The sequence below is a fragment of the Marinifaba aquimaris genome (assembly GCF_013328345.1).
GTDB classification, from domain to species: Bacteria; Pseudomonadota; Gammaproteobacteria; order Enterobacterales; family Alteromonadaceae; genus Marinifaba; species Marinifaba aquimaris.
Genome location: NZ_JABULX010000037.1, coordinates 13619 through 36844 on the forward strand (window position 1 = coordinate 13619; position 23226 = coordinate 36844).

Annotated in this window: 18 protein-coding genes and 1 pseudogene; 8 read left to right on the forward strand and 11 right to left on the reverse strand. The window is 40.2% G+C overall.

The features are described 5' to 3' along the window. The first annotated feature begins 24 nt into the window (after positions 1–24). Positions 25–249, forward strand: coding sequence for a hypothetical protein (locus tag HR060_RS17170; RefSeq protein WP_174201517.1), 225 nt, complete (start codon positions 25–27; stop codon positions 247–249). A gap of 383 nt (positions 250–632) precedes the next feature. Continuing rightward, on the forward strand, positions 633–1499 hold the full coding sequence (locus HR060_RS17175) for a hypothetical protein (RefSeq protein WP_174201518.1): 867 nt from the start codon (positions 633–635) through the stop codon (positions 1497–1499). On the opposite strand, the gene HR060_RS17180 is transcribed toward HR060_RS17175, so the two are convergent. The 5 genes from HR060_RS17180 to HR060_RS17200 all read right to left on the reverse strand — a co-directional run bounded on the left by HR060_RS17180 (position 1486) and on the right by HR060_RS17200 (position 7794). Next, positions 1486–1911 (reverse strand): hypothetical protein, encoded by a 426-nt coding sequence (locus HR060_RS17180; protein WP_174201519.1) that lies wholly within the window; start codon positions 1909–1911, stop codon positions 1486–1488. The genes HR060_RS17175 and HR060_RS17180 overlap by 14 nt on opposite strands. Positions 1912–1913: 2 nt before the next feature. Beyond that, positions 1914–2141 carry a hypothetical protein gene (locus tag HR060_RS17185; RefSeq protein ID WP_174201520.1) on the reverse strand — a complete coding sequence of 76 codons (228 nt, stop codon included), beginning with the start codon at positions 2139–2141 and terminating at the stop codon, positions 1914–1916. A 75-nt stretch (positions 2142–2216) separates the two neighbouring features. Next, positions 2217–4973: a DNA polymerase I gene (gene polA / locus HR060_RS17190; RefSeq protein WP_174201521.1), complete on the reverse strand. Its 2757-nt coding sequence runs from the start codon at positions 4971–4973 to the stop codon at positions 2217–2219. A 457-nt stretch (positions 4974–5430) separates the two neighbouring features. Next, positions 5431–7215 carry an ATP-binding protein gene (locus HR060_RS17195; protein WP_174201522.1) on the reverse strand — a complete coding sequence of 595 codons (1785 nt, stop codon included), beginning with the start codon at positions 7213–7215 and terminating at the stop codon, positions 5431–5433. A gap of 18 nt (positions 7216–7233) precedes the next feature. Continuing rightward, complete coding sequence (locus tag HR060_RS17200) at positions 7234–7794, reverse strand: YfiR family protein (protein ID WP_174201523.1); 561 nt, start codon at positions 7792–7794, stop codon at positions 7234–7236. 98 nt (positions 7795–7892) lie between these two features. On the opposite strand from HR060_RS17200, the gene HR060_RS17205 reads away from it, so the two are divergent. Both HR060_RS17205 and HR060_RS17210 read left to right on the forward strand, forming a co-directional pair. After that, entirely contained in the window at positions 7893–8588 is a 696-nt protein-coding gene (locus tag HR060_RS17205; RefSeq protein ID WP_174201524.1) for a DNA-3-methyladenine glycosylase I, read from the forward strand. Beyond that, positions 8581–9357, forward strand: a complete 777-nt coding sequence (locus HR060_RS17210; protein WP_174201525.1) for a class I SAM-dependent methyltransferase — start codon at positions 8581–8583, stop codon at positions 9355–9357. Before HR060_RS17205 ends, HR060_RS17210 begins: the two co-directional genes overlap by 8 nt. Position 9358: 1 nt before the next feature. Here the strand turns inward: HR060_RS17210 and HR060_RS17215 are convergent, their stop codons facing one another. Continuing rightward, positions 9359–10069, reverse strand: coding sequence for a glutathione S-transferase family protein (locus HR060_RS17215; RefSeq protein ID WP_174201526.1), 711 nt, complete (start codon positions 10067–10069; stop codon positions 9359–9361). Between the two features lie 171 nt (positions 10070–10240). On the opposite strand from HR060_RS17215, the gene HR060_RS17220 reads away from it, so the two are divergent. The 3 genes from HR060_RS17220 (at position 10241) to HR060_RS17230 (ending at position 17567) form a co-directional block, all read left to right on the forward strand. Next, positions 10241–11365 carry a DNA alkylation repair protein gene (locus HR060_RS17220; RefSeq protein WP_174201527.1) on the forward strand — a complete coding sequence of 375 codons (1125 nt, stop codon included), beginning with the start codon at positions 10241–10243 and terminating at the stop codon, positions 11363–11365. Positions 11366–11453: 88 nt separating this feature from the next. After that, a complete protein-coding gene (locus HR060_RS17225) occupies positions 11454–13232 on the forward strand; it encodes a peptidoglycan-binding protein (RefSeq protein WP_174201528.1) in 1779 nt (592 codons plus the stop codon). 3 nt (positions 13233–13235) lie between these two features. Continuing rightward, positions 13236–17567 carry a hypothetical protein gene (locus tag HR060_RS17230; protein WP_174201529.1) on the forward strand — a complete coding sequence of 1444 codons (4332 nt, stop codon included), beginning with the start codon at positions 13236–13238 and terminating at the stop codon, positions 17565–17567. A 13-nt stretch (positions 17568–17580) separates the two neighbouring features. On the opposite strand, the gene HR060_RS17235 is transcribed toward HR060_RS17230, so the two are convergent. From HR060_RS17235 to rsmD, 5 genes are all read right to left on the reverse strand, one after another. Continuing rightward, positions 17581–18528, reverse strand: a complete 948-nt coding sequence (locus tag HR060_RS17235) for a hypothetical protein (protein WP_174201530.1) — start codon at positions 18526–18528, stop codon at positions 17581–17583. 300 nt (positions 18529–18828) lie between these two features. Next, the gene (locus HR060_RS17240) at positions 18829–19776 is read right to left on the reverse strand and encodes a hypothetical protein (RefSeq protein WP_174201531.1); all 948 of its coding nucleotides are present in this window, start codon (positions 19774–19776) and stop codon (positions 18829–18831) included. Positions 19777–19958: 182 nt separating this feature from the next. Then, positions 19959–20924 carry a hypothetical protein gene (locus tag HR060_RS17245; RefSeq protein ID WP_174201532.1) on the reverse strand — a complete coding sequence of 322 codons (966 nt, stop codon included), beginning with the start codon at positions 20922–20924 and terminating at the stop codon, positions 19959–19961. Positions 20925–21203: 279 nt separating this feature from the next. Further along, positions 21204–22148, reverse strand: a complete 945-nt coding sequence (locus HR060_RS17250; protein ID WP_174201533.1) for a hypothetical protein — start codon at positions 22146–22148, stop codon at positions 21204–21206. Positions 22149–22197: 49 nt separating this feature from the next. Continuing rightward, complete coding sequence (gene rsmD, locus HR060_RS17255; protein ID WP_174201534.1) at positions 22198–22836, reverse strand: 16S rRNA (guanine(966)-N(2))-methyltransferase RsmD; 639 nt, start codon at positions 22834–22836, stop codon at positions 22198–22200. A gap of 111 nt (positions 22837–22947) precedes the next feature. On the opposite strand from rsmD, the pseudogene HR060_RS17260 reads away from it, so the two are divergent. Then, positions 22948–23226, forward strand: a pseudogene (locus HR060_RS17260) (hypothetical protein); the annotation flags it as partial.

A 23226-nucleotide genomic window follows, 5' to 3' on the forward strand; every position in this document is an offset into this window, starting at 1 on the left:
ATTAAACTAAGGCAACTTTAAGATATGGAAAATCGTCGTATTACCCGGATGAACAGTGACGACTGGTGGGATGAACTTAACCTTACGCAAAAGTTTGCAGCTAGCTCATTATTTCAGTACGGATATCAACTCGCGTTTGTCAGGCGCACCGAAAATGGTCCGCTTGGTGTTTTCACCTGTGATTCTAAAGTAGTAACCATCGCTCCTGAAGGAGAGATAGATTTGTCACCCACAATTTCTGTGCGTTAACTACTTTTTCTTTGCTGTTGGCTTTTTGACTGTTGTTACATATAAAAGCCAACCTATCCAACTCGTAAATAAAGTAACTAAAAGCCAAATGTTTTTAGCTTGGCCCTTAGTTTTATTGCTATTTAAGATCAACGCAATCGGTGCCATGTAAGCGACGATTAAAATAATATAAAGCAGTAAGTTTGCGCCAGAATTTGTCATTAATTTTGCCTTCGCACGTGTTACCATAAGTTTAGTTTAGCTTTTGCTGTTTATGTCATTTATTTCAGTTGTTTATATAATTTTATTAGTTTTTTATGCAGGCAAAGCGGCTTTCTCTATTGACCTAATGTAATAGATGCTTACACTAAACTGATTGAAATCTACATTCAGGTAACCAAGACTTGCTTAGCAAATTAGTGGTACTACTAGCAGCCTCTTCATTATTTTTTTCATCGCTAGTGAGTGCAAAGTATCAGATTAATGCAACGATCGAAGGTGATGTACTAAAAGACTATTACGCTTTCTTACAAGGCCGTGATCCACTTTCTATTAAAAACTTCAGTGGTGAACAATCTCGTCGAGATGTTGTTGAAGCTATTCTATTGCAACAAGCTATTCACTTAGGTGGTGAAGACGTAAAGTTTGTCATGGTGCCTGGACACTATGATTCTAGAAACCTCGTGTTGTTAAAAAAAGGCCGTTTGTTATTAGGGATGGATTCAGTATGGTGGCGCGATGCCGAGAACCTTCTACCAGATGTTTTGATTTCTTCGCCTCTTATACCTGAAGGTGAAAATATCAGTGGTATTTATGTTAAGCCAACGAATAGCAAAGCACTTAATTCACAGAGTTTGGCTCAACTACAACAGCTTGTTGCAGTATCGAGCCGATTTTGGAAAACAGATTGGCAAGCTATCACATCACTTAACCCAAAAAAGCAAGTTCATGAGCTAGAGTGGGGCGGGATGTTAAGTCATATCTTCTTTGATAATGCCGACTATACACTTGCACCATTTCAAGCTACACCAGATTTATCTTTTCAAACTGGAAAAGGCATTTTAGTGCCTATCCCAAATATCAAAGTCTTACTTAAAGGCTCTCGCCATTACGTTATCTCCAGAGGGCACCCTATGGGGGAGAAGACATACAAAGCAATGGAAAAAGGGCTGACTATTATGCGAGAACGTGGCTGGATTAAAAAAGCCTATCAAGAATCAGGTTTTTTCAATCCTAAAGTTGCTGACTGGAAAATTATTAATCCTTCTTAGTCTTTTGCTTATCTATCAGTAAGTCCGCCTTTGAACGCAACTTCTCTTTGGTTCTGAGTGCTGAAAATGGGTCGGGCTTTTGATGATTTTGTTGTTCACAATCATCTAGCTTCATTCTGTTCTCTGTTTGCTTACCTTTATTTTCATTTTTCTGATAATTTTGCTTGGCATGTGTTGCCCTATTGAGATAGCAATAAACAACAAATCCCAGCACTAAGGTGCCCCATTTGAAGATAAAAGATAATCCCAAATCGGACTTTTCACTGTGTAATTGACTGTACTGAATATAATCTTGATGCAATAAATTGACGAGCAAACAGAAGCCGACGAAAACCACAGTTGAGACGATACGGGTTTTGTAGCGTCGCCATATATAGTGAACCAAGGTGAGGTTTAAGAACTTATTAAACATGACTAGCCAATCCAGCTGATGCCTAACAAGGCGAGAACCGCTAAAAAGCCTTTCTCTTTGATTTCAGATTTTAGTTTCTCTTCTTCTTCTTGAACAACCACTTCAAGGTCTTCAACACAAAAGTCTTCAGGCTGTTTACCTGCCAAGATAATACGAGTTTTTGCTCGTTTGATCGCTTTGTCGCGTAAAGCTTGTTTATATTTTTGACGACTAGATTTAAGCAATTTCACGAAATGATGTTACCGCTCTATTAATGCAACTGTTAATTCAGTATATAGAGCGGTAAATGGTGAATTCAAGGTCAGTTAGTGAGCTTGATCCCAGTTTTCACCCTTTCCAGCTTCTACGACTAATGGGACGTCTAATTCCATGGCCGCTTCCATCTCTGCAATAATGGCAGCAATTGCAGTTTCTAATACCGACTCTTTGATCTCAAAAACTAATTCATCGTGAACTTGCATGATCATAATGACATCATCTTTGGCATGGGTTTCAATCCAATTATCTACCCTTGCCATAGCAAGCTTGATGATATCGGCAGCTGTGCCTTGCATAGGGGCGTTAATCGCTGCGCGCTCAGCTGCTTTGCGGCGAGCTTGATTTTGCGCTTTGATATCAGGTAAGTGCAGGCGACGACCTTTCAATGTTTCGACATAACCTTTTTCTTGCGCTAATACTCGCGTCTCTTCCATGTAATTTAATACACCTGGATAACGCTCAAAATACAAGTCCATATACTCTTGGGCTTTGTTACGTGGAATGTCTAATTGTCGAGATAATCCAAACGCAGACATGCCATAGATTAAACCAAAGTTAATTGCTTTCGCGCTGCGTCTTTGTTCCGTCGTGACTTCATTAAGAGCAACATTAAATACTTCAGCCGCTGTTGCACGGTGAATATCCAAGCCTTGTTTGAAGGCTTCTAACAGGCCTTTATCTTTTGATAGATGTGCCATTATTCTCAGTTCAATTTGAGAGTAATCGGCTGCGACAATTTTATATCCATCTCTTGGCACAAATGCTTGGCGAACGCGACGGCCTTCGTCATTGCGGATCGGGATATTTTGTAAGTTAGGATCACTTGAAGATAAACGACCGGTAGCTGTTACTGCTTGGTGATAGCTGGTGTGAACACGGCCTGTTTTGTTATCAACCATTAGAGGGAGCTTATCTGTATAAGTTGATTTGAGCTTGCTCAAGCCCCTGTGTTCAATAATGAGCTTAGGCAATGGGAAATCATGCGCTAATTCAACCAGTACTTCTTCAGCAGTAGACGGTGCACCTTTTGGTGTTTTTTTGATAATCGGGTGATTGAGCTTTTCAAACAATATAGCTTGTAACTGTTTAGGCGAAGCCAAATTAAATTTCTCACCTGCAATGTCATAAGCTTGTGTTTCAAGCTCAGCTAAGCGTATCGCTATCTCTTGGCTTTGTTGAGCAAGCTGGTGGATATCAATTAAAACCCCGGCTCTTTCCATTTTACTTAAAATGCTGACCAGTGGTTTTTCTACATCTTGATAAACCGATAATAGGCTGGGTTCTGCAACGAGCTTTTCATTAAGGGTTTGATGTAAGCGTAACGTAATATCAGCGTCTTCGGCTGCATAAGGCGCTGCTTTATCGAGTTCAATTTGATTGAATGTCAGCTGCTTTGCACCTTTACCGGCAATTTCTTCAAAGCTAATACACTTATGGCCTAAATACTTCAGCGCTAAGCTGTCCATATCGTGGCGGCTGCCAACACTGCTAAATACGTAAGATTCAAGCATAGAGTCAAACTCAATACCCTTTAAATCGATATCATAGTTAGCTAGAACATTTTTATCGTATTTTAGATTCTGGCCAATTTTGGCTGGCTTTTGGGCTTCGAGTAATGGCTTTAATTGTGCTAATACCCATTCTCTGTCAAGCTGTTTTGGCGCATCTTCATAATCATGTGCAACGGGAACATAGGCTGTTTTTCCTGATTCTATTGCAAAAGAAACCCCGACAATTTCAGCTTGCATATAGTTAAGCGAAGTTGTTTCGGTATCAAACGCAAAGGCATCTGCAGATTTTAACTGCGCTAACCAAGCGTTAAATTCTTCTTCAGTAAAGATACAATCGTATTGAGCTTCAACTTTTGGCGCAGCAGGCATCGACTTTTCTTTTACTGTGCTGGTTGTGGCTGAATTATCATTGCCAGACAATGCGTCACTCAACCAGCGCCTAAATTCTAATTCACCGTAAAGCTCAATTAACTTATCGTTATCAGCTGGCTGGCGTTTAAACTGCTCTAAGTCCAAATCCATATCAACATCGAGTTTGATCGTCGCTAATTGATAAGACAGCATTGCATCGTCTTTGTGCTCTGCTAATTTTTTAGGCATCGTTTTTGAGCCCCTAAAGCCCAGTGGTACCACGGCATCTATATCTTGGTAAATTGCATCAATGCTGCCAATACCCTGTAACATGGCCAGTGCTGTTTTCTCCCCGACACCTGGCAAGCCGGGGATGTTATCAACCTTATCACCCATCAAAGCGAGGAAGTCGATAATCAACTCTGGGGGAATGCCAAATTTGTCGATAACACCCTGAGTATCTAACACTGTGTCTGTCATGGTATTGATTAACGTGACGTGCTCGTTAACCAGTTGAGCCATGTCTTTATCACCTGTACTAATCAACACTGGACGACCTTGCTGACTGGCGTGATTTGATAATGTACCAATGACATCATCGGCCTCAACACCTTCAATGCAAACTAACGGTAAGCCCAACGCTTTAATTAAGCGATGTAAAGGTTCAATTTGGCAACGCAAGTCATCCGGCATTGGTGGACGATTAGCTTTGTATTCTGCATACATATCGTTTCTAAACGTCTTGCCTTTAGCATCAAATACAACGGCGATATGGCTAGGATCAAAACGGCTTAACAAGCTTTTAAGCATGTTAACTACGCCATAAATTGCACCTGTTGGTTCGCCTTTAGAATTGGTCAAGTGTGGTGGCGCGTGAAATGCGCGGAAAAGATAGGATGAGCCGTCGACTAAGACCAAAGGATTTTCTGCAATTTTTGCCATAAGTTGAATTCTTTTTTGATGAAAAAATGCGCGCAACGCGCTGATATTAATTGAATAAAATAATAACCGTTTTTTGGTTAAATTGCTCGGTTAAGCAAATTAGAATAAAACTGTGGATAAGTGTGTTGAAAAAGAAAGATTGTGAAGCGTAGATAAGTATAAGCTTACTTTTTAAGGCCTTGTTATATATGGCTTTATTAAGTATTTTTTGGGGGGTTGATGGGTTTAGATACTAATGTGGATAAAATTTTAAATCAGTCAACTAGCTATTTATAATTCCCGCAGTGGGCAGCCAATTTACGCCTCTTGTTTGAAAAGATCTAGCTTTTATTTTTTATTTTTTAGCACATATAAAGATCCAAAAAGCATAAAGGCCGAATTGCATGGCCTATATCACTTTTTAATTTGTTTCATCGGCCTTTTTATCAGCTGGATCTTGGAAATTTTCTTTATTGGTTTAGCTGGTTGTTTTTTCTTCTTTAGTTGCTTTTTCTTTATCCGTCTCTAGTTTTTCCGTTGCTGGAGTGGGCTTCGGGGTTTTATCGCTATTTTTCTTGTTATCTTTTTTGACGGGTTTTCCTTGCGGCAAACTCAAAGTAATACGGGTAAAGAGCTTAGCTTTACTGGCAAATACCAACTCAGCTTCCAATGCCTTAGCGTAATCAAAACACAGGGCAATATTGGTTGGCTTAGTGGCTTCAGGGTTATTAAATTGCTCCAGCACCTCTTTTGTCAGACCTTTACCATTGTCTTCAATGCGAATGGTTACTTGCCCTGGCTTTTTCCCCTTAAAAGCTTCAACCATTAACACGCCTGCTTGTTTACTCTTGATGCCGTGCTTAATTGCGTTAAGCAATAGCTGTTGCAGTAACAAGCTGATGTAATCAGCACGACAAGTCAGAACTAAGTCATCAGGAATAGTGACAATCAGCTGTTGCTCGAGCGTTTTCATTTTAGTCAGCTGAGGTTTAACACTTGCCAGCACTTCATCGATCAAGTTTATCAAATAAAATGTTTCAACCTGCTTATTTTTTTGATGATGCAGTAATTGAGTGACGTTAAACGCTTGCTCACTGGCGGTCATGATGTTGAGCGCTGACGCCCGAGTCAGTTGAATAGTATGATTAACAAAACTAGCAGCTTGGCTTTTAGACATTTTGCCTTGTTCAACACGCTCTTTCAGTACGATAGAACGCTCTTCAAGTGAACTGATGGCCGTTAAACTATGACTAAGCGTATAATTGATATCATCGGTAATTCTAGGAAATAGCGCATTGTTGGTTGCCTCTGGTGCCGCCGCTTTTAACGATGCTTCTTTGCTGGCTAGCTCGGTTATTTTATCTTTTAACGCGTGTTCTGTTTCATACAGTTGCTTATTGGTCCTAGCCATCATCCACAGCCAAGCGAGTAAGCACAGTGCAACTAAAATCGATAAACCAAAATAAATCATCGCCTGGATTTTTGCCTGTTGGATATTAGTACCACCTCGATAATGGTTGGGAATATTAACTTTTATTTGCCACTTGAAGTCATTAGTCGCCAGTTTTTCTACCTTCTTTTGATACGTCCCATGATTACTCGCATGTTGTTTTAACAAGCTAAGTGCGGTGTTTTCTTCGTTATCGAGTAAATCAAATTCGTAGTTGAAGCTGTTAGCTAAATGGAAATGAGTTAAACCAGTTTGGATTAAGCCTAAATCAAGTCGAGAAACTAAAATTTGATTGTTGTCTTGGCGATTAAAAGCATAACTGATCAATGCATAATTAGGCTTGTTCGGCTCTGGCATGCTGATAAATAAGGTATTTAACGATTGCAGCGATTGGTTGAGCTGGTAGCGAAGGGCACTGCGTTTTTGGGCATCACTCATCAAAAAGCGCGCTTCGCCGAAACTCCAAACGCGGCCTATGCGTTTACCGTCAAAGTGGAATAAACCGAGCGCTCTATCTGAGATCTGCATATTGGATTTTTGCGCTTTACCCAGCAACATACTCTCAATTTGGTCTTTGCTTAAATCGGGTGTGCTAGCCAAAATACCGGCAAGCTCAGCAACAAAGTTAATCTCTTGCTCAAGCATAAATAAAATAGGTTCAGAAGCACTGATCGCTTCCTGTTCTAATTGCTGTTGCCACTGGTTTTGGGCAATCGACACTTCAGATTGGAAGTGACTCCAGATGCTATGACCTAAAACGGCCAGAGTAAGGATGATAAAAAAGCTGGCAATGAAACCAAAATTAGCGCGCAACGCTTCACTCCTTGGTATTTATTGAGGCCAATCCGAAACCACTTTATTAAAAATATCGGCAAACTTAATTCGGCTTTCCACACGATTTTCTGGGTTGGCATACATAGATAGTTTATTTCGGTTGCTGCCGATAAAACTAAAGGCGCCACCCTTTTCTATAAAGCTAGCACCATGACCAATACTTATAAAGGTGTCATGTTTTGCTCGTTGAAAAATATCGGATAAAACTAGATCACTATAGACAGTATCTAAGTATAAGAAATGACAGACTTCTTCTTGATTGAAAGTCAGCGCAGCATCTTGTGTTGCGAACATTTTTATTTTGATTGGTAAACCGCCACTAATAAAAGCAAATTTGCGTTCTAATTGATGGGCGGCACTATTGTCGCTTTGTACTAAGGCGCAAAAGTGTAATTCATTGAAGTATTTTAGCTCTTGCGGCCACTCAATGAATTGGACGGCGTGAAATAAAAAATCGGCGATGTGTTTAGCTTCGGCATCGAGCTCTTCTTGGCTTTTTGCTGTAAAAGCATGCAACGAAGGTAAATAAACTAATAAAAATAGAAAAACAGTTCGCATTTGCTGTGATTAACTCATTTTTAGGTAAAATGGTTCGCTACATACAACTGCGCCATCGACCTTACGTGGTTTTATTATATTAGGCATAGCATATCATCATGGAATCATTCGACAAACTCTACCAGCGAGCCGCCGACAGAAAAGGTGGTGAATTAGCCCTTAAATCTATCCTGACTAAACCTTTATCGGCAAAAAGGTTGGCTAATTTAACCGATGATAGAGTATTGGCAGAACTCACCAAAAAAGTATTTATGTCGGGCTTTGTCTGGCGGGTTGTTGAACAAAAATGGCCTAACTTCGAGCAGTTGTTTTTTCAATTTGATATTGAAAAAATTTTGATGATGCCGGATGAAATGTTAGAGCGAAAGGCGCAAGACCCGGCAATTATTCGCAATTTTAAAAAAGTACAAACCATTCGCGACAACGCATTAATGTTAAGTGACATTGCCGATAAACACGGCTCTGCCGCGGCATTTATTGCCGAGTGGCCAACGGACAACATTATTGGCCTGTGGCAATATCTCAAAAAACACGGTACACGCTTAGGTGGCAACACAGGGCCTTATGCTTTAAGGGCAATGGGTAAAGACACGTTTTTATTAACCCGTGATATTGAAGCTTATTTTCGTGCCCATGACTTAATTTCTGGCGGCTTAACCACTAAAACGAGCTTGAACACCATCCAAAATACATTTAATCAATGGCAGGCTGAATCTGGCTTCTCATTACAAGAAATTAGTAAATTGGTTGCGTATGGCGTGGGAGATAATGTGGTAGGAATGATTAATGACTAAGCCTGTGCTTTTAGTAGATGATACCCAAGCTGTACCTGCATACCTTACACAATTAGCCAGTGATTTTGATTTAGCCATAACAAGTGAATCGGAAAATGATTTTGTACTGGTGTGGCATGAAGATAAATTACAACTGCTTGAGCAAAGTGCGCGAAAGCAGGGCGGGGTATTCGTTGATTTTGCTAGTCCGCAATCTGATTATCGTCGTGGTCAGGTCAGTGTTAAAAAAGAAGCGATTGCTAAGGCCTGTGGCTTAAAAGCCAACCAAAGACCTTATGTCCTAGATGCCACAGCTGGTTTGGCCCGCGATGCTTTTGTCCTCGCGACGCTGGGTTGTAAAATATGTTTAGTTGAGCGTAACCCTGCAGTAGCGGCTTTGTTATCAGATGGTATTAAACGCGGTTTAGCATCGGATGTGGCGGATATCATCTCGCGTATGCAGTTGGTCAATGCTAGTTCGATTGAACAGTTAATTGTTGAAGCAGAAAAGCCCGAAGCTGATAGGCCAGATGTCGTCTATTTAGACCCTATGTATCCCCACCCTAAAAATAAGAAAAAAGCAGCTGCGGTTAAAAAGGAAATGAAGTCTTTCCAAGGCTTAGTCGGTGAAGATTTAGATGCTGATGGCCTATTAGATAAAGCGCTGGCCTGTGCCAAAGAAAGGGTCGTGGTAAAACGCCCTGGTTACGCAGAACCACTGGCGGGCGTTAAACCGAGTTTTGTTATCGATTCGAAAAAGAATCGCTTTGACGTCTATAAAGTGAGTTAAATCACGTCTTGTCAGGGTAATATTGCGCCAAAATACGCTGGCAATATTGCACTAGGTTTTGATGCGTTCTGGCAAGCTGGTTAAATTCATTGTCTATATCGGTACTGATAAACTGCGCTAATACACCAAATGTAGCTGCATCTAAGCTAGAGATCTTATCACCAAAGAAATACTGCTTATCACCTAACAGAGTTGCCAATGCGGCTATGTTTTGTCGTGTGATATCTAAAATCTCTTGGTGACTATGGCGTCCAATACCATGTCCTTTTAAATTGGCGCGCACATTCTTTTGTGCCACTCGCGGTACTATCCATTTCAAAGGGGCTGGCATGGCACCAAAAAAGGCTTGTTTGATCTTCGGCCAAGTATCTGGGCATAACCAACGCGAATAAACCATGCACCAATATAAGTTTTCATCTAATGCCTTGGTGATAAAGTAAGCTTGCGCTTTTTGCTCGTCTGTTAAGTGTGAATCGAGAGATAGCTGGTATTTTTTAGTCAGGTGTTCAAAGATAAATTGAGAATCAGCAATGAGCTCTCCTTCATCTTCAATAAATGGCAATTTGCCTTTTGGCGCTTTTTGTAGGTTGTTAACCCCTGCTTTGTGTTTAAAATCAAGTTCATTAAAACGCAGGAATGCATCCACTTTCAATACAAATGAACTGGGATCAACTAAACCAAAATTAGGGCCAAAACTATACAAAGTTAACATGGTAAAACTCCTTTTTTCATTTTATCTATTGAGTTTATCAGACAGGGAAAGGCACTTTTAAATTTCACCCTTAACCGTCAATTTCGTAGATGAGTTTAGCCCAGCCTACTGACAGTTTTTGTCAGTAGTTTGATATTTAATAGTGGTGTAACAAAACAATAAGAGACACCTATGCAATCAATGAAATCGGGTTTGGCTGAACCTGCTATTAAAAGAATTGCCAATGCCTTTGAGCAATTAGTACCAAGCTTTGATACTAAAGCTTTCCAATCGGCTTGTTTGAAAGATATAGAGCAGCTAGAGCTAAAACAGCGAGTGATACATATTGCACATACCTTAGCTGGCTTCTTACCCAAAGAGTTTTCTGCTTGTGCAACGATTTTAGCCCAAGTGCCCAGTGTTTGGGATCACGGCGAACCTGATGACCCTTTAAGTACTTTTGCAGCATGGCCTGTGACCGATTTTGTTGCTGAATTTGGCATGCAACAACCAGACGTGAGTCTAGATTTATTGGCAAAACTCACCCCTTTGTTTTCTGCTGAATTTGCCATTCGCCCTTTTATCATTCAATACCCTGAGCTAACACATCAGTATTTAACCAAATGGTTAAGTAGCTCGGATGAACATGTTAGAAGGTTAGTATCAGAGGGGACAAGGCCAAGGTTACCTTGGGGTATGCAATTGCAAAACTATATCCAAGACCCTAGCGACAACTTACCTTTATTAAAACACTTGGCATGTGATGAGAGTTTGTATGTGAGGCGATCCGTTGCTAATCATCTAAATGATATCGCTAAAGACCACCCCGATATAGTGATCAACACTTGTCAGGATTGGCTAACCAGTTATACAAAAAAGGCAGAGCAAGCGCATTTAACTTGGCTGATAAAACATGCAACACGCACTTTAGTCAAAGCTGGACACCCCGAGGTATTTCCATTGTTGGGTTATGAACAAAACCCCAACATTACTGCCAGTACATTGACCATTGAACAAAATTCAATTGAGTTGGGTGAAAGTATAAATTTTGCGATTAAACTGCGGTCAGGTGCTCAGCATGCACAAAAGTTGGTGGTTGATTATGCTATTTACTTCGTCAAAGCCAATGGTGAGCAAAAGCCAAAAGTATTTAAGCTAAAAAATATTCTGCTACCCGCACAAGGTGAAATTAATCTCGAAAAAGTCCATACCATCAAAGCCATCACTACCCGAAAATACTACCCCGGTACACATAAAGTTGCTTTGATGATCAATGGTAAGGAGATCACCAGTCAGTGTTTTGAACTACAAATGTGATGAAAAAACACACTAAATTTGCAACAAACAATTTATTAACAAGTATAAATATGGGATGATAAGTACATAGGTTAAAGGAGTTAACCCTATGTCAGAAATGGAAATTGCAGACGGCCCATTTAATGGCGCCAATTTATCAAAAAAACAATCTATTCAGTCGCTTAGCTATGGTCAGTTAAGAGCTTATCCCAAAGTTATTCAAAGCCAATTAGCGACCGATAAATGGCAAGCGCTCAATGCTAGAGACGCTGCCAGCTGGCGTTATCACCAAAAAAGCCAATTTTGGGTGCGCGATAAAAAACAGTGGCTAAAAGTCAGTTATGCGCAATATGCCAATAGTGCGCTGTATTCTGAGCGCTTAGCGTTTGCGCCTTTTGTTAATAATGACGATGAGGCTGATGCAAAGAAATATGCCACCAGTGAAAACCTTCAGGCCCAAGGGGTAGTTGCTGCAACAGACACGATACAAGCAGCGCTTCCTTTGCAATCACTCGCGCAACAACAATTCAAGCAAGCCACGTCTCAAGCCGGCCAGTCCAGTCCTCAGCCGTTGATACCATCTGTGGCCATTACATCCCCCAGTAATCAGCAAACAATCGAGTTAATCGAATCGGGCAATGTCGAGGTTGAATTAACGCAACATACTTTAAAGCAAGGTGAGCGTTTAATTGACTTGGTTCAACGCTATGCAGATCGCGCTGATAGTAACTACATCTATCAATATAACGCCAAATACACGCGCGCTAAGCCACCGAAAATAGGCAGTCAATTAAAAGTACCAACCAAATGGTTAACCTTGCTAAAAGGTCGAGCGACCAATGGTGCAGGTGTCAATATTAGCTGGCAAGGTCAAACCAGCGGCTGTAAGTATATTGCCTTAGAGCAAGCAAAAGAAAATGAAAATGTATTCTGGCAAGCACGTCTCGATTTACCCCAAGGTGACTATAAAATAAAGGTATCGGTTGATGATGCTGAACACCAAATTGATATCGCACTGACTGTTCCAGAAATAGAACTTGCCACATTAGTAATCAAATTAATCGATCATCAAGGTCAAGTATTGGCTGACCAAGATTACCAAGTCACCGATCAGCACGGGCAAGCGTATATTGGTAAGAGTGACCAAAATGGCATGATTTCACTCGACTCATTACCTTTGGGACAATGTGAAGTGAGCTTACCCAATAGCTTTAGCTGGCAGGAGCAAGCCGCGCAGCAGCACAGGGTTAGTAAAGGCCAAACATTAAATCAAATCGCAAAACAATACGGCTTTGCAACCGCTGAAGAAATTTATCAGCACTCAGATAATACCGACTTTCGGCAGTTGCGAGACAACCCGAATTTGATTGTTGAAGGGGATACGATAAATATCCCAGCAAGAGCGGCTAAAACCTTGAGTTTAGCGGTTAACGAGCAACATGAAATTAGCTTGCCTCAGCCGCCTCAAGATACGTTTGAACTGCTGTTAAAAAACAGTAAAGGCGAAACACTCGCCGGAAAAAGAGTGGTATTTGATTTGGGTGCGCAGCATATTGATCAAGTACTCGGCCAAGACGGCAAGCTGACACTGGATATAACCGATGAATCTTTAGATTCAGTCGAAGTAAAAATTTATGCGGATGCGCAAGCATCAGAGCCAATGGCAATTTTTGATATGGCGATTGGCGAGATGCCACCTGTGAGTGAAGTAAAAGGTGTTCAGGCCAGATGCAATGCGCTAGGGCATGATTGCGGTATCGCCGATGGAATTGTCGGGCGTAAAACGCGAGCAGGCGTTAAATCATTTCAAACCGCTCATCAGCTGGAAGTTGATGGAATTGCAGGGCCAAAAACGAAAGCCAAGCTGCAAACAGTATACGGATATTAAACAATGGCACACCAACCTAAAGCCGTTCACCCAATGGCGGTGAATCAACTCAATACACTGGTACTCGATTTAGGGGCTGAACCTTGGCAAAGTGTGGCGGTTTTGCCGCAAATGCTCAGTTGGCAACATCAGTTAGCGCCCATCACCGATGACAATCAAACGGACTACTGGCAGTATGACTTCTTGCAGCAGCAGCTTGAAAAAATAGAACAAAACCAGTTGCAAACTATTCCTATGCACCAAGGTTTTTTATATATATTTTGTAATGGGTTTTTAGTCACCGAATATCAAATTACCCCTCCTAAAGCCGATGGCCAATTACCCATTTTACAACGCATTGACTTAGAGCAATACGCAGGTTGTGATGAGCGAAAACCTTTGGCAGAAGAGAGTTATCTGATCGAATTACTCTATGGCGGTGATAACGAGCAACATTATGAAATAGCCTATAGCGAATACCAATGGCCTTGGCTGTTGATCAACAGTTATGGCGGTGTATCTGAATCGTTAGATTTTAATGGTTTTAGCCATGCTTTTGTTCTAGACCAAGCCAAAACTGCAGGTGTGATCCTCGCCGCTGAAGATGAGCGCATTCTCGACAGCAGTGTGCAGGCCTGTAAAGCGCGTAGACAAGCGCGATTTAGTGAATTTTCTTTACAAAAAGTACTGCAATACATCCCATTTGATCAGGAAATTGAAATTCCGACCACTCAAGTTAAAGCTGAGTTGCCCGATGAAATTATCGCTAAATACCCTGAGTTACAACAACAGGCCGAGTTTACCAACCCCTGTAACTGGGTTGCCTACTGCACTATTGAACATACTCACGCGTTAGCGCTTGAGTTAATCAATAACTTTAATACCGCCAATGCCGGTTTAGATAGCCTAGTTAAAGCAATGGGAGATGGTGAAAGATTAAAAGCACTAAAAGCAGACTTAGATCTTAAAGACAAACAAGCAAATCATAAAAAAGTGTATGCTGAAGGCGATCAACCTAAAAGTGAATTTGAAAAGCTATTTCCCAATGCCGAGCATATTGAGCTGGCGATACTGACCACGCAACTGTATTACTCGACACCTCAAGCGGGAAAAAACAAAACGCGCTGGCAGCGAGATAACCTCTACACCCAATTTACCGATCAACTCGCTTATAGTGATGTACAAGCGACATTAAAATCGAGCGAACGGGCCATTTACCGCAATATGATGTTGGTGCTGATAGAGCAGTTGGGGAAAGTAATGATGCCAGAAGCGCAAAGCTCAGTGTCATGGCAAACCAACCAAGGGGCAACGCTCGATAATATCCGGTTAAACGACCAGCTCGTTGCCTACCTACAAGATTTAAAAGCCAACCCGTTTAAGCCAGATTTAACAGAGCAGGAATATGAAAATAGCACCCTACTAATACCAAGTGCGCATCAACGTTGGCAAGTAACTGGCGATTTGCTTTACCCATTCTCGATAGACCCCAACGCATTGGGAGTATTGTTTGAAGGAGAGTCGAGCTATCACGACAACTTTATTGAGAACTTACAAGCCAATAAAGACATTGGCAAAAAGCTACAAACCGCCATTTTAGGTGGTGAGCATATTATCGGCAAAGTTTGCTTACCTGAATTTATCGCCGATCCAGACAATCAGACTTTCAGCTATGAAGCCGCATTAGCCGCATTTTTTAACTACGAACCAAATACGGCATCTGATGAATCCATTGTTGAAGCAAAACAAAACAGTGAATTTGCAAAAGATCTGTTTCAGCAATGGCAGCAAATTGTTTCGTTCAACCAGAAAAAAATCGCCAGTAAACCAAAAGATTTAATATTCAGTCAATGGCTAAAAGAAGATGGTGTCAGTTGGGGATTACTCATATTTAAGTCTATCAATTCTATATTCCTTCCCAAACTAACCATGACTGTCAATGCCGTTTTTAATGGTGATAGCCAAGTAAATGAAAGGAACTACCGCAACATCAGTCAACTTATCAATAGTACTAGCCCTTTTGCGATTAAAAAGATGACTATTGAAGCCGTATTTAAAAACCGAGATGACAATCGCCATTTAGCTAAAAAAACGCGGATTCATCTAATCAGTGACTTTTTAGTAGAAAGGCAGCAAGCCCCAGACGCCAGAGGCGATAGCCAGTCATACAATGATAAGGTTTATCAACAACGTGCTGCCCAAAAGAGCAAAAAATTATATAAATCTTTCGATCAAGTTGTAACGACAGAGCAGCTGACTTATGACGAATATGAAGCGATGAAAAGTGCGCCAGAAAATAAAAAAATGGTGGTGTTAAGCCCTGATGAAAGCAAGCTTTGGCAGGAATTTATCAAAAAGCCGATTTTAGTTGCGCAAACAGCAGAACAAAGCAGACAAGGTGCAATTAATCATGCGGTTGCACAAGGTCAGGTTGCTATTGGCATCAATAGTTTATTTTTGATGTTAGATGTCCTTAATTTGGTCAATAGCCTATATCTCCTTAAACACAATACAGATGACAAAAAACAGGCCTTAATGTTGTGGGGGTTAGCTGGCAGCATATTGGGTACTGCCAGCGGCGCTTATTCATTACTTGATGCGATGAATAAAGTGACTCATGTTTCACAAAATACTGGCCGTATTGCTCAATTTTCAAAGTTTATGATGGCAAATCGCCAAGGGGGCTGGCAGCTTTCACGCTATGCAGTCGGCACTAAATATTTACCTTTAGTCGGCAGTACCATTGCACTTGGCTTATCAATAAATGAGCTGACTAAATCTATAAGTAAAGGGGATGATGTCGCTTATATCCACGCCATAGCTTTGGGCTCTGCTTTCACTGCCATGTTAGGTTTGTTTGTATGGGGAGCCGTTCTAGGACCGATTGGTATTGGCTTAGCTATTGCGAGCTTTATTTTAGGTAAATATATATTCAAACAAGATGATTTATTAGGTGAGTGGCTTAGCCATGGTGTCTTTTCTCGCGCCAATAAAAACTATATGACCTTAGCTGAATATAAAGGTCAGTGGCGTCCTCAGCATCCATTTAGCGGGCAGTTTCAAAGCGGGGATGAAACAAAATTAATGGAAGCGGATACCGGTTGGTTTGCCGATGAAGGGGATGAAAAACCCATGTCGTTACTATCCGTCACCTTACCAAATGGCCGGACTCAACTGGTATTTGACCAAAACTATACGCTTTTAGGTGTCGACTTTGGCTTTGATGAGCACGATATGAGTCATTACGGTGCCAATACCTCGCAATTTCAATTAACAGAAGATAAAGCGCTAGTCCCAATTGATAAGTGGAGTAAGCAACTTTCGCTTGGCGATCAACCGCTGGGTGTAATTGGTAGCCCGTTAGGTCAAACGGCAAATGAAGTAAGACACAGAATAAGCCAGGTTTATGCACAAGCTAAAGACCAAGCTAAAGACCAAGCGAGTATTGACGTTGACCGTTCAAAGCGCGGCACAAAAACGCGTTTTTTTCCTTGGGGATTCGGTAATGATGAAATTGAAAAGTATATTGAGCCTTTTAAAAATTACCCAGAGGCCAATGTTGAGGCACTGTTAAATGCCACGTATCCACTAAAGATAAGCAGCAAGATGTATGCCCCTGTTGGTAAAAAACCAGTGCGCGCTGGCCGCGCTGATAACAGGCAAGGCAATAATATCGCCATCACGTTAGAAGTACCTTACTTTATCGAAAATCAATCGCGCTTAATTGTTGAATTAAGGCACGATGGCAGTGGAAAACACAGGTACGACAATCAGGTTGTGCCAATTGATGAGCAAGGCAATTACCGATTAGAGATAGCTGCTATTTATGACTTACCTGAGTTTGAACCAGATAAACACAGCAAAATAGACAGTGATAAAGTGCAGTACCAAATTTATAAAATATCGCCTAAACCAGCAAGTGAGCCAGAAGTTATTACTAAACAAACCTCACGTGGCAAACGCACTGTCTCTATCAGTAAAGCAACCTTAGCCAAGGAAGTTATGCAAGTTGTCATTATCGCCAATATTAAACCGAGCCAAATTCACCAATTTAACGATCGCCAATTAGCCATAACTACTTGGGCAAGGTTATCGGTAAATGGAACATCAGAGACGGAAACCGAACGCGAGGATGTTAACGGGCAAAAGTTAAAAGCAATTTGGATGCCGTTTAGAAGTGAGCAAGGTTGGGCTGATTTTGGTCATGGACTGTACACTTCACGTTTGGTGGCTACTGATCAAATAAAAACACCATCACATGACCCTAGTGATACTAGTAGTGAAATGCTAACAGAATACAGCTCTGTTGATGCTGACTGGATAAATGCGAGTGTAAATGACAAGGCACGGTGCTAGTGCCACTTAAAATTTAATTTAGTTCGTTTAGTCTTTTCCAGCTAAGGAATCCCAGACGCTCTTGAAGCTCAACGTCTTTAATCGCGTTTGAAAGTAATGGATATTTTAGATAATGGTTAGTTTTATGAGCAAAGTCTTTGTAGTATTCATGGTTCTTATGTCTGTCTAATACACAATAAAAACCAGCTTTATTTCTGTTGTTATTTATAGATGCCGTGTCTGTATACTCGGCTACTACATGATTATTGTAAGTAAAAAAATTAATATCAGATTGGGTAGTAACTTTAGTGAAATTTGGCAAAGTAATGTTAGTTATTACTTTGCCTTCAAAACACCTTCTTTTACCTTCGATGTTAACGAAAAACTTCGCTGTTTCCGCTATGTGGTCAAGCATTATTGGGCTTTTATCAGAAGCTAAAAATAAGTGAGGTAGGGTTAATTTATTTTTAACGAAGCCTGATAAATTAAAGGTACTGTAAGTATCTCGATAGAAAGTGATTTTCTGCTCTTTTCCGTTAAATTTTACCTTAGAATGTTCGATATTTTTGTCAAATAACACTAACTTCATCTGCGCCATTAACTCAGGCGTAGGTACGGCGGTAATGGTTAAATTCACTTTTTTAACAATTAAAAATGAGCCGTAATAAAGTGTTAGTACAATCGCGGCACTACCAAATAAGGTGATGGGTATAAGCGTTCTGGCTCGCCAGTGTTGATATTCATCTTCATTAATTTGTTGTTTTTCTTTCCCGTTTTCTACAGCTAAATAACCGCCAAATGCCGCAAGGGTGGCAGCCACCGAGCAGCTCCAACTGGTAAAGTAAAAAACTAATTCAGCAGAGATATTGCCAGAAGATGCGCCATAAAAAAAAGCGATAAAGGGCAGCGCACAACAACTCACTAAAACCCATTTATGAATGGGAGAATGGAATACAATTTGGGGAGATATATTTTTGTGCATTACAGCGTCCTTGTATCAATGATGTTGAATATCCTTATTCATTTAATCGATACTCTATCATGCTTAATAAATTCGGTCTAACGCCCCTATATTGCAGATAGAGTATTCTATCGATTTAACCAAGGTTCGGGCGGAGGGTGTATTGATTTAAAAAAGTCGAATTAAAGATGTCAAAGGAGACGATATTACTGCACCAGATAATGAAACAAGCTACGCAACTAATGACAAAGATTGGACTTTTTCTAGTGCAGATGATTTAGCCCTTCATTAACGGGCTTATTAGTATGAATAGTTGTTTTTTTAGAGCTCATTGAGGCTTTGCCAGCTTCTGAAACCAATTCTTTTTTCTCGGCTTAGCTTGTCAATCGCGGTACTAAGATGTGGCGCCTTAAAGTTTTCTTCAATAAAAAATATAAATTCTCGGTGCAAAACTCTGCTACTTCTACTTCTATCTTTACCTACACATTTTTTCTTTTTTGGCGAATATTTTAAATAAACGCCTTCATCAATTAATAATTCGTCATTGTATACGAAAGTTTTGATTCCATGTTTGTGTTCAAAATTGTTGTTTACTTGAGAAAAGTCGTCAAAGTTTCTTTTGATTTTTCTGGTTCTGACGCAGTAATAGCTATCATTTATTTTTATAGGTTTTGAAGTTACTTTCCCTGAGTAATCGACTTCTAAAGCTTCTCCAGTTTCAAGAATAAATTCAGGGAAAGGTTTCTTAGATTTAACCATCCTATCAATGTTGGCTGGAACATTTAGGCTTTGAGTATAAAACGTAATCTCTTGCTCTTGCCCGTTAAATTCCACTTCTGTATGAGCGACATTGGGTTCATTTAAGAACTGTTTCATCTGCGCCATTAACTCAGGGGTCGGCACAGCGGTAATGGTTAAATTCTCTTTTTTAACAATTAAAAATGAGCCGTAATAAAATGTTAGCACAATGGCGGCAATACCAAATAAGGTGATAGGAATAAGCGTTCTGGCTCGCCAGTGTTGATATTCATCTTCATTAATTTGTTGTTTTTCTTTCCCGTTTTCTACAGCTAAATAACCGCCAAATGCCGCAAGGGTTGCAGCCACCGAGCAACTCCAGCTGGTAAAGAAAAAAACTAATTCAGCAGAGATATTGCCAGAAGATGCGCCGTAAAAAAAAGCGATAAAGGGCAGTGCACAACAACTCACTAAAGCCCATTTATGAATGGGAGAATGGAATACAATTTGGGGAGATATATTTTTGTGCATTACAACGTCCTTGTGTCAATGGTGTTGAATATCCTTATTCATTGGTCATTACTCTATCATGCATTAATAAATGCGGCCTAACGTCCGTTTTGTGACTTAATTAATAGGCTATAAGGTAATCGGCTTAATCATTCATAATGACCAATGCTTCAGATAATGCGCGTTTATAACGAGTAATATGTTTAATGAAAGCCATTTAGGTTTTTCCAAGAAACTAACGATAATCGGTGCTTTTTAGAAACTGTAGAAATATTATTTGCAATTACGGGGTAATAAATTAGTGGGTATACAAAACTTCTAAATTCTTCTGCTTGCACTCTGAAGCTTTCATCCTTAATACTCGAAGTATAGAAATAGTAGCATTCATCTTGATTCGTTCTCGTTTTAAATTTCATACTGAAATCTATAGCTAGTTGGTCATTAATAATGAAGGTATCTAGGCTTTGAATCGGTAAGTTATGCTCTACATGAGTATATGTTTCATTCGAATTGACTTTGCTTTTTAGCTTTCTTAGTAGGTAACATTTTTTTTCTCCTAGATAATCAATGCGTGTTATTTCATATGGCTGTTCATAGTCAGGAGTTAAATTTCGATTATTTACTTTAAACTCAGGGTAATCGTACTTTTGTTTAAATGTATCGATCATTATCTCGATAGCCCCAGCATTTTGCTTTTGAGTATAAAAAGTAATTTCTTGCGCTTGCCCGTTAAACTCGACTTCTGTATGAGCGACATCGGGTTCATTTAAGAATTCTTTCATCTGCGCCATTAACTCAGGAGTTGGCACGGCAGTAATGGTTAAATTTTCTTTTTTAACAATCACTTCCTGGCCAATCGCGAACGTTACATACAAACAGGCAATGCCAAAAAGGCCTAAACCACAATAGGTGCGTTTATTCCAATGTGCATAATCGGTTTGTGATATTTGGCGGGTTTTAAATGCGTTTTTAACACCATTATTGTTTGCCCATAATAACAATACGGCTGCGAAGGTGAGTCCCCAAAAGCCAGTAATCATCATAAGCCAATTGCCAACTAGCCCCATTCCACCCAGGACTATCATGACAAAGGGTAGGGTAAAGCCTAGCCACATTAAAATTTGTAAAGCAGGATGTTTGTGAATTGTTTGCGGGCGAATTTTTATCATGCTGAATATCCTTATTCATTTAATCGTTACTCTACCATGCATTAATAAATACGGTCTAACGTCCGTTTATTGTAGATAAGATAACCAGTCGATTTAACCAAGGTCCGGGGTGAGGGTATATTGATTTAAAAAAGTCGAATTAAAGATGTTAAAGGAGGCGGTGTTACTGCACCATATAATGAAACAAGCTACGTAAATAATGACAAAGATTGGATTTTTTCTAGTGCAGATGATTTAGCCCGTCATTAACGGGCTTGTTAGTCTGAATAGTTGATTTTTTTAGAGCTCATTGAGACTTTTCCAGCTTCTGAAACCAATTCTTTTTTCTCTGCTGAGCATCGTAATATCAGTACTGAGATGTGGCTTATCAAAGTGGTACTCAATAAATGGATAGAATTGCGCTTTTTGGGCTTTTTCTAACTTGCTGGACAGGTCTTTTATACGGCATCTATCGACGCTATTCGAATAATAAACATATCTACCTCGAGAAATGAAAATCTCATTTTTATATGCCCAAGTACTAATTTTATGAACAAATTCAAAGTTATCAATGATAGGTGTTATTTTGTCGTAGTGTTGTTTTATTTTTCTCGCTCTGACGCAATATGACGTATCCCCAATTTTAACTGCTTTGTTTTGCGGCGGGCTGGTATATATCACATCTACATTTTCACCTTGAAGTGTTTTGAAAGTAGGGAATGGATGGTTAGATTCCAGCATTCGATCAATGTTTGTGGCTACATCTCTAGTCTGCGTAAAAAACGTAATCTCTTGCTCTTGGCCGTTAAATTCCACTTTTGTGTGGGTGACATCGGGTTCATTTAGAAACTGTTTCATCTGCGCCATTAACTCAGGGGTGGGTACGGCGGTAATGGTTAAATTCTCTTTTTTAACAATCACTTTCTGGCCAATTGTGAACGTTACATACAAACAAGCAATGGCAAAAAGGCCTAAACCACAATAGGTGCGTTTATTCCAATGTGCATAATCGGCTTGTGATATTTGGCGGGTTTTAAATGCGTTTTTAACACCATTATTATTTGCCCATAATAACAATAAGGCTGCTAAGGTAAGTCCCCAAAAGCCTGTAATCATCATAAACCAATTGCCAACTAGCCCCATTCCACCTAGGACTATCATGACAAAGGGCAGGGCAAAGCCTAGCCACATTAACACTTGTAAAGCTGGGTGTTTGTGGATCGTTTGCGGGCGAATTTTGATCATGCTGAATATCCTTATTCATTTAATCATTTCTTAATGGGGTATTTATTTGTTATTTCTCAACACTGAATAAGCGATAGGTGACTTGTCCGGCGGTTTTTTCTTTCTTTAGTTGCCAGTGAGATGGCCAAAAAGCGTCGCTTAGCTCTGATTCTACTTCGATATAAACCAGGGCGTCGTTTGTAAGTAAGTTTCTTTGTTCAATAATTTGGCAGGCTTGGCTTGCTAGGTTTTGGCGAAAAGGCGGGTCGATAAAAACCAGCTGGTATTGCTCTTGGCTTTGGTTCAAAAATGTAAGTGCATCGCTATTAACAACGTTAGTGATATCGGGTTTAAGCGTTTGCGCATTTGTTTTTAGTTGTGTTGCAGCGTGCTTATCTTTTTCGATTAACGTCAGGCTTGCTGCGCCTCTTGATAATGCTTCAAACCCCAGCGAACCGGCACCGGCAAAACAATCGAGTACTTTTTTATCGTTTATATCAAACATCAACCAGTTAAAGACCGTTTCTTTAACTCTGTCGGTTGTGGGTCTGAGTCCTTCAACGTCGTGAACGGGCAGTTTTTTTCCTTTAAAGAGGCCTGCAATAATGCGGACAAAGCCGGATTTTTTATTGTTTTTTCCTGCTTTTGACGTTTTTTTTGCCTGATTTGGGCGCTGTTTATTTTGTCTGTTTGATGCTCGTGTTACCATTGCCGCCAGCTATTCAAATTTAATCTATATGTTCAAAGCTATTGCTGATTTTATCTTATTCGGCAAGTTAACGCTGAACAAATTACACAATAACTGAGATAAGTAATTTCCATGTCGAAAAAAGGTTTTTTTGGTTGGTTTAGCCGTTCTAAGAAGGAAGAGCAACCTAAAGAAGAAGTCACTTCGCAACAAACAGAAGAAACATCAGTTGCTAGTGATGTAGAACAAACCCAAGTTCAAGAAAAAAGTGAACCAGAAACGGTAGAAGTCATCGAATCGACTAGCCAAGTCGAGTCACCTGTTGAAAATCTTGCAGAGCCAGAGCCAGAGCCAGAGCCAGAGCCAGAGCCAGAGCCAGAGCCAGAGCCAGAGCCAGAGCCAGAGCCAGAG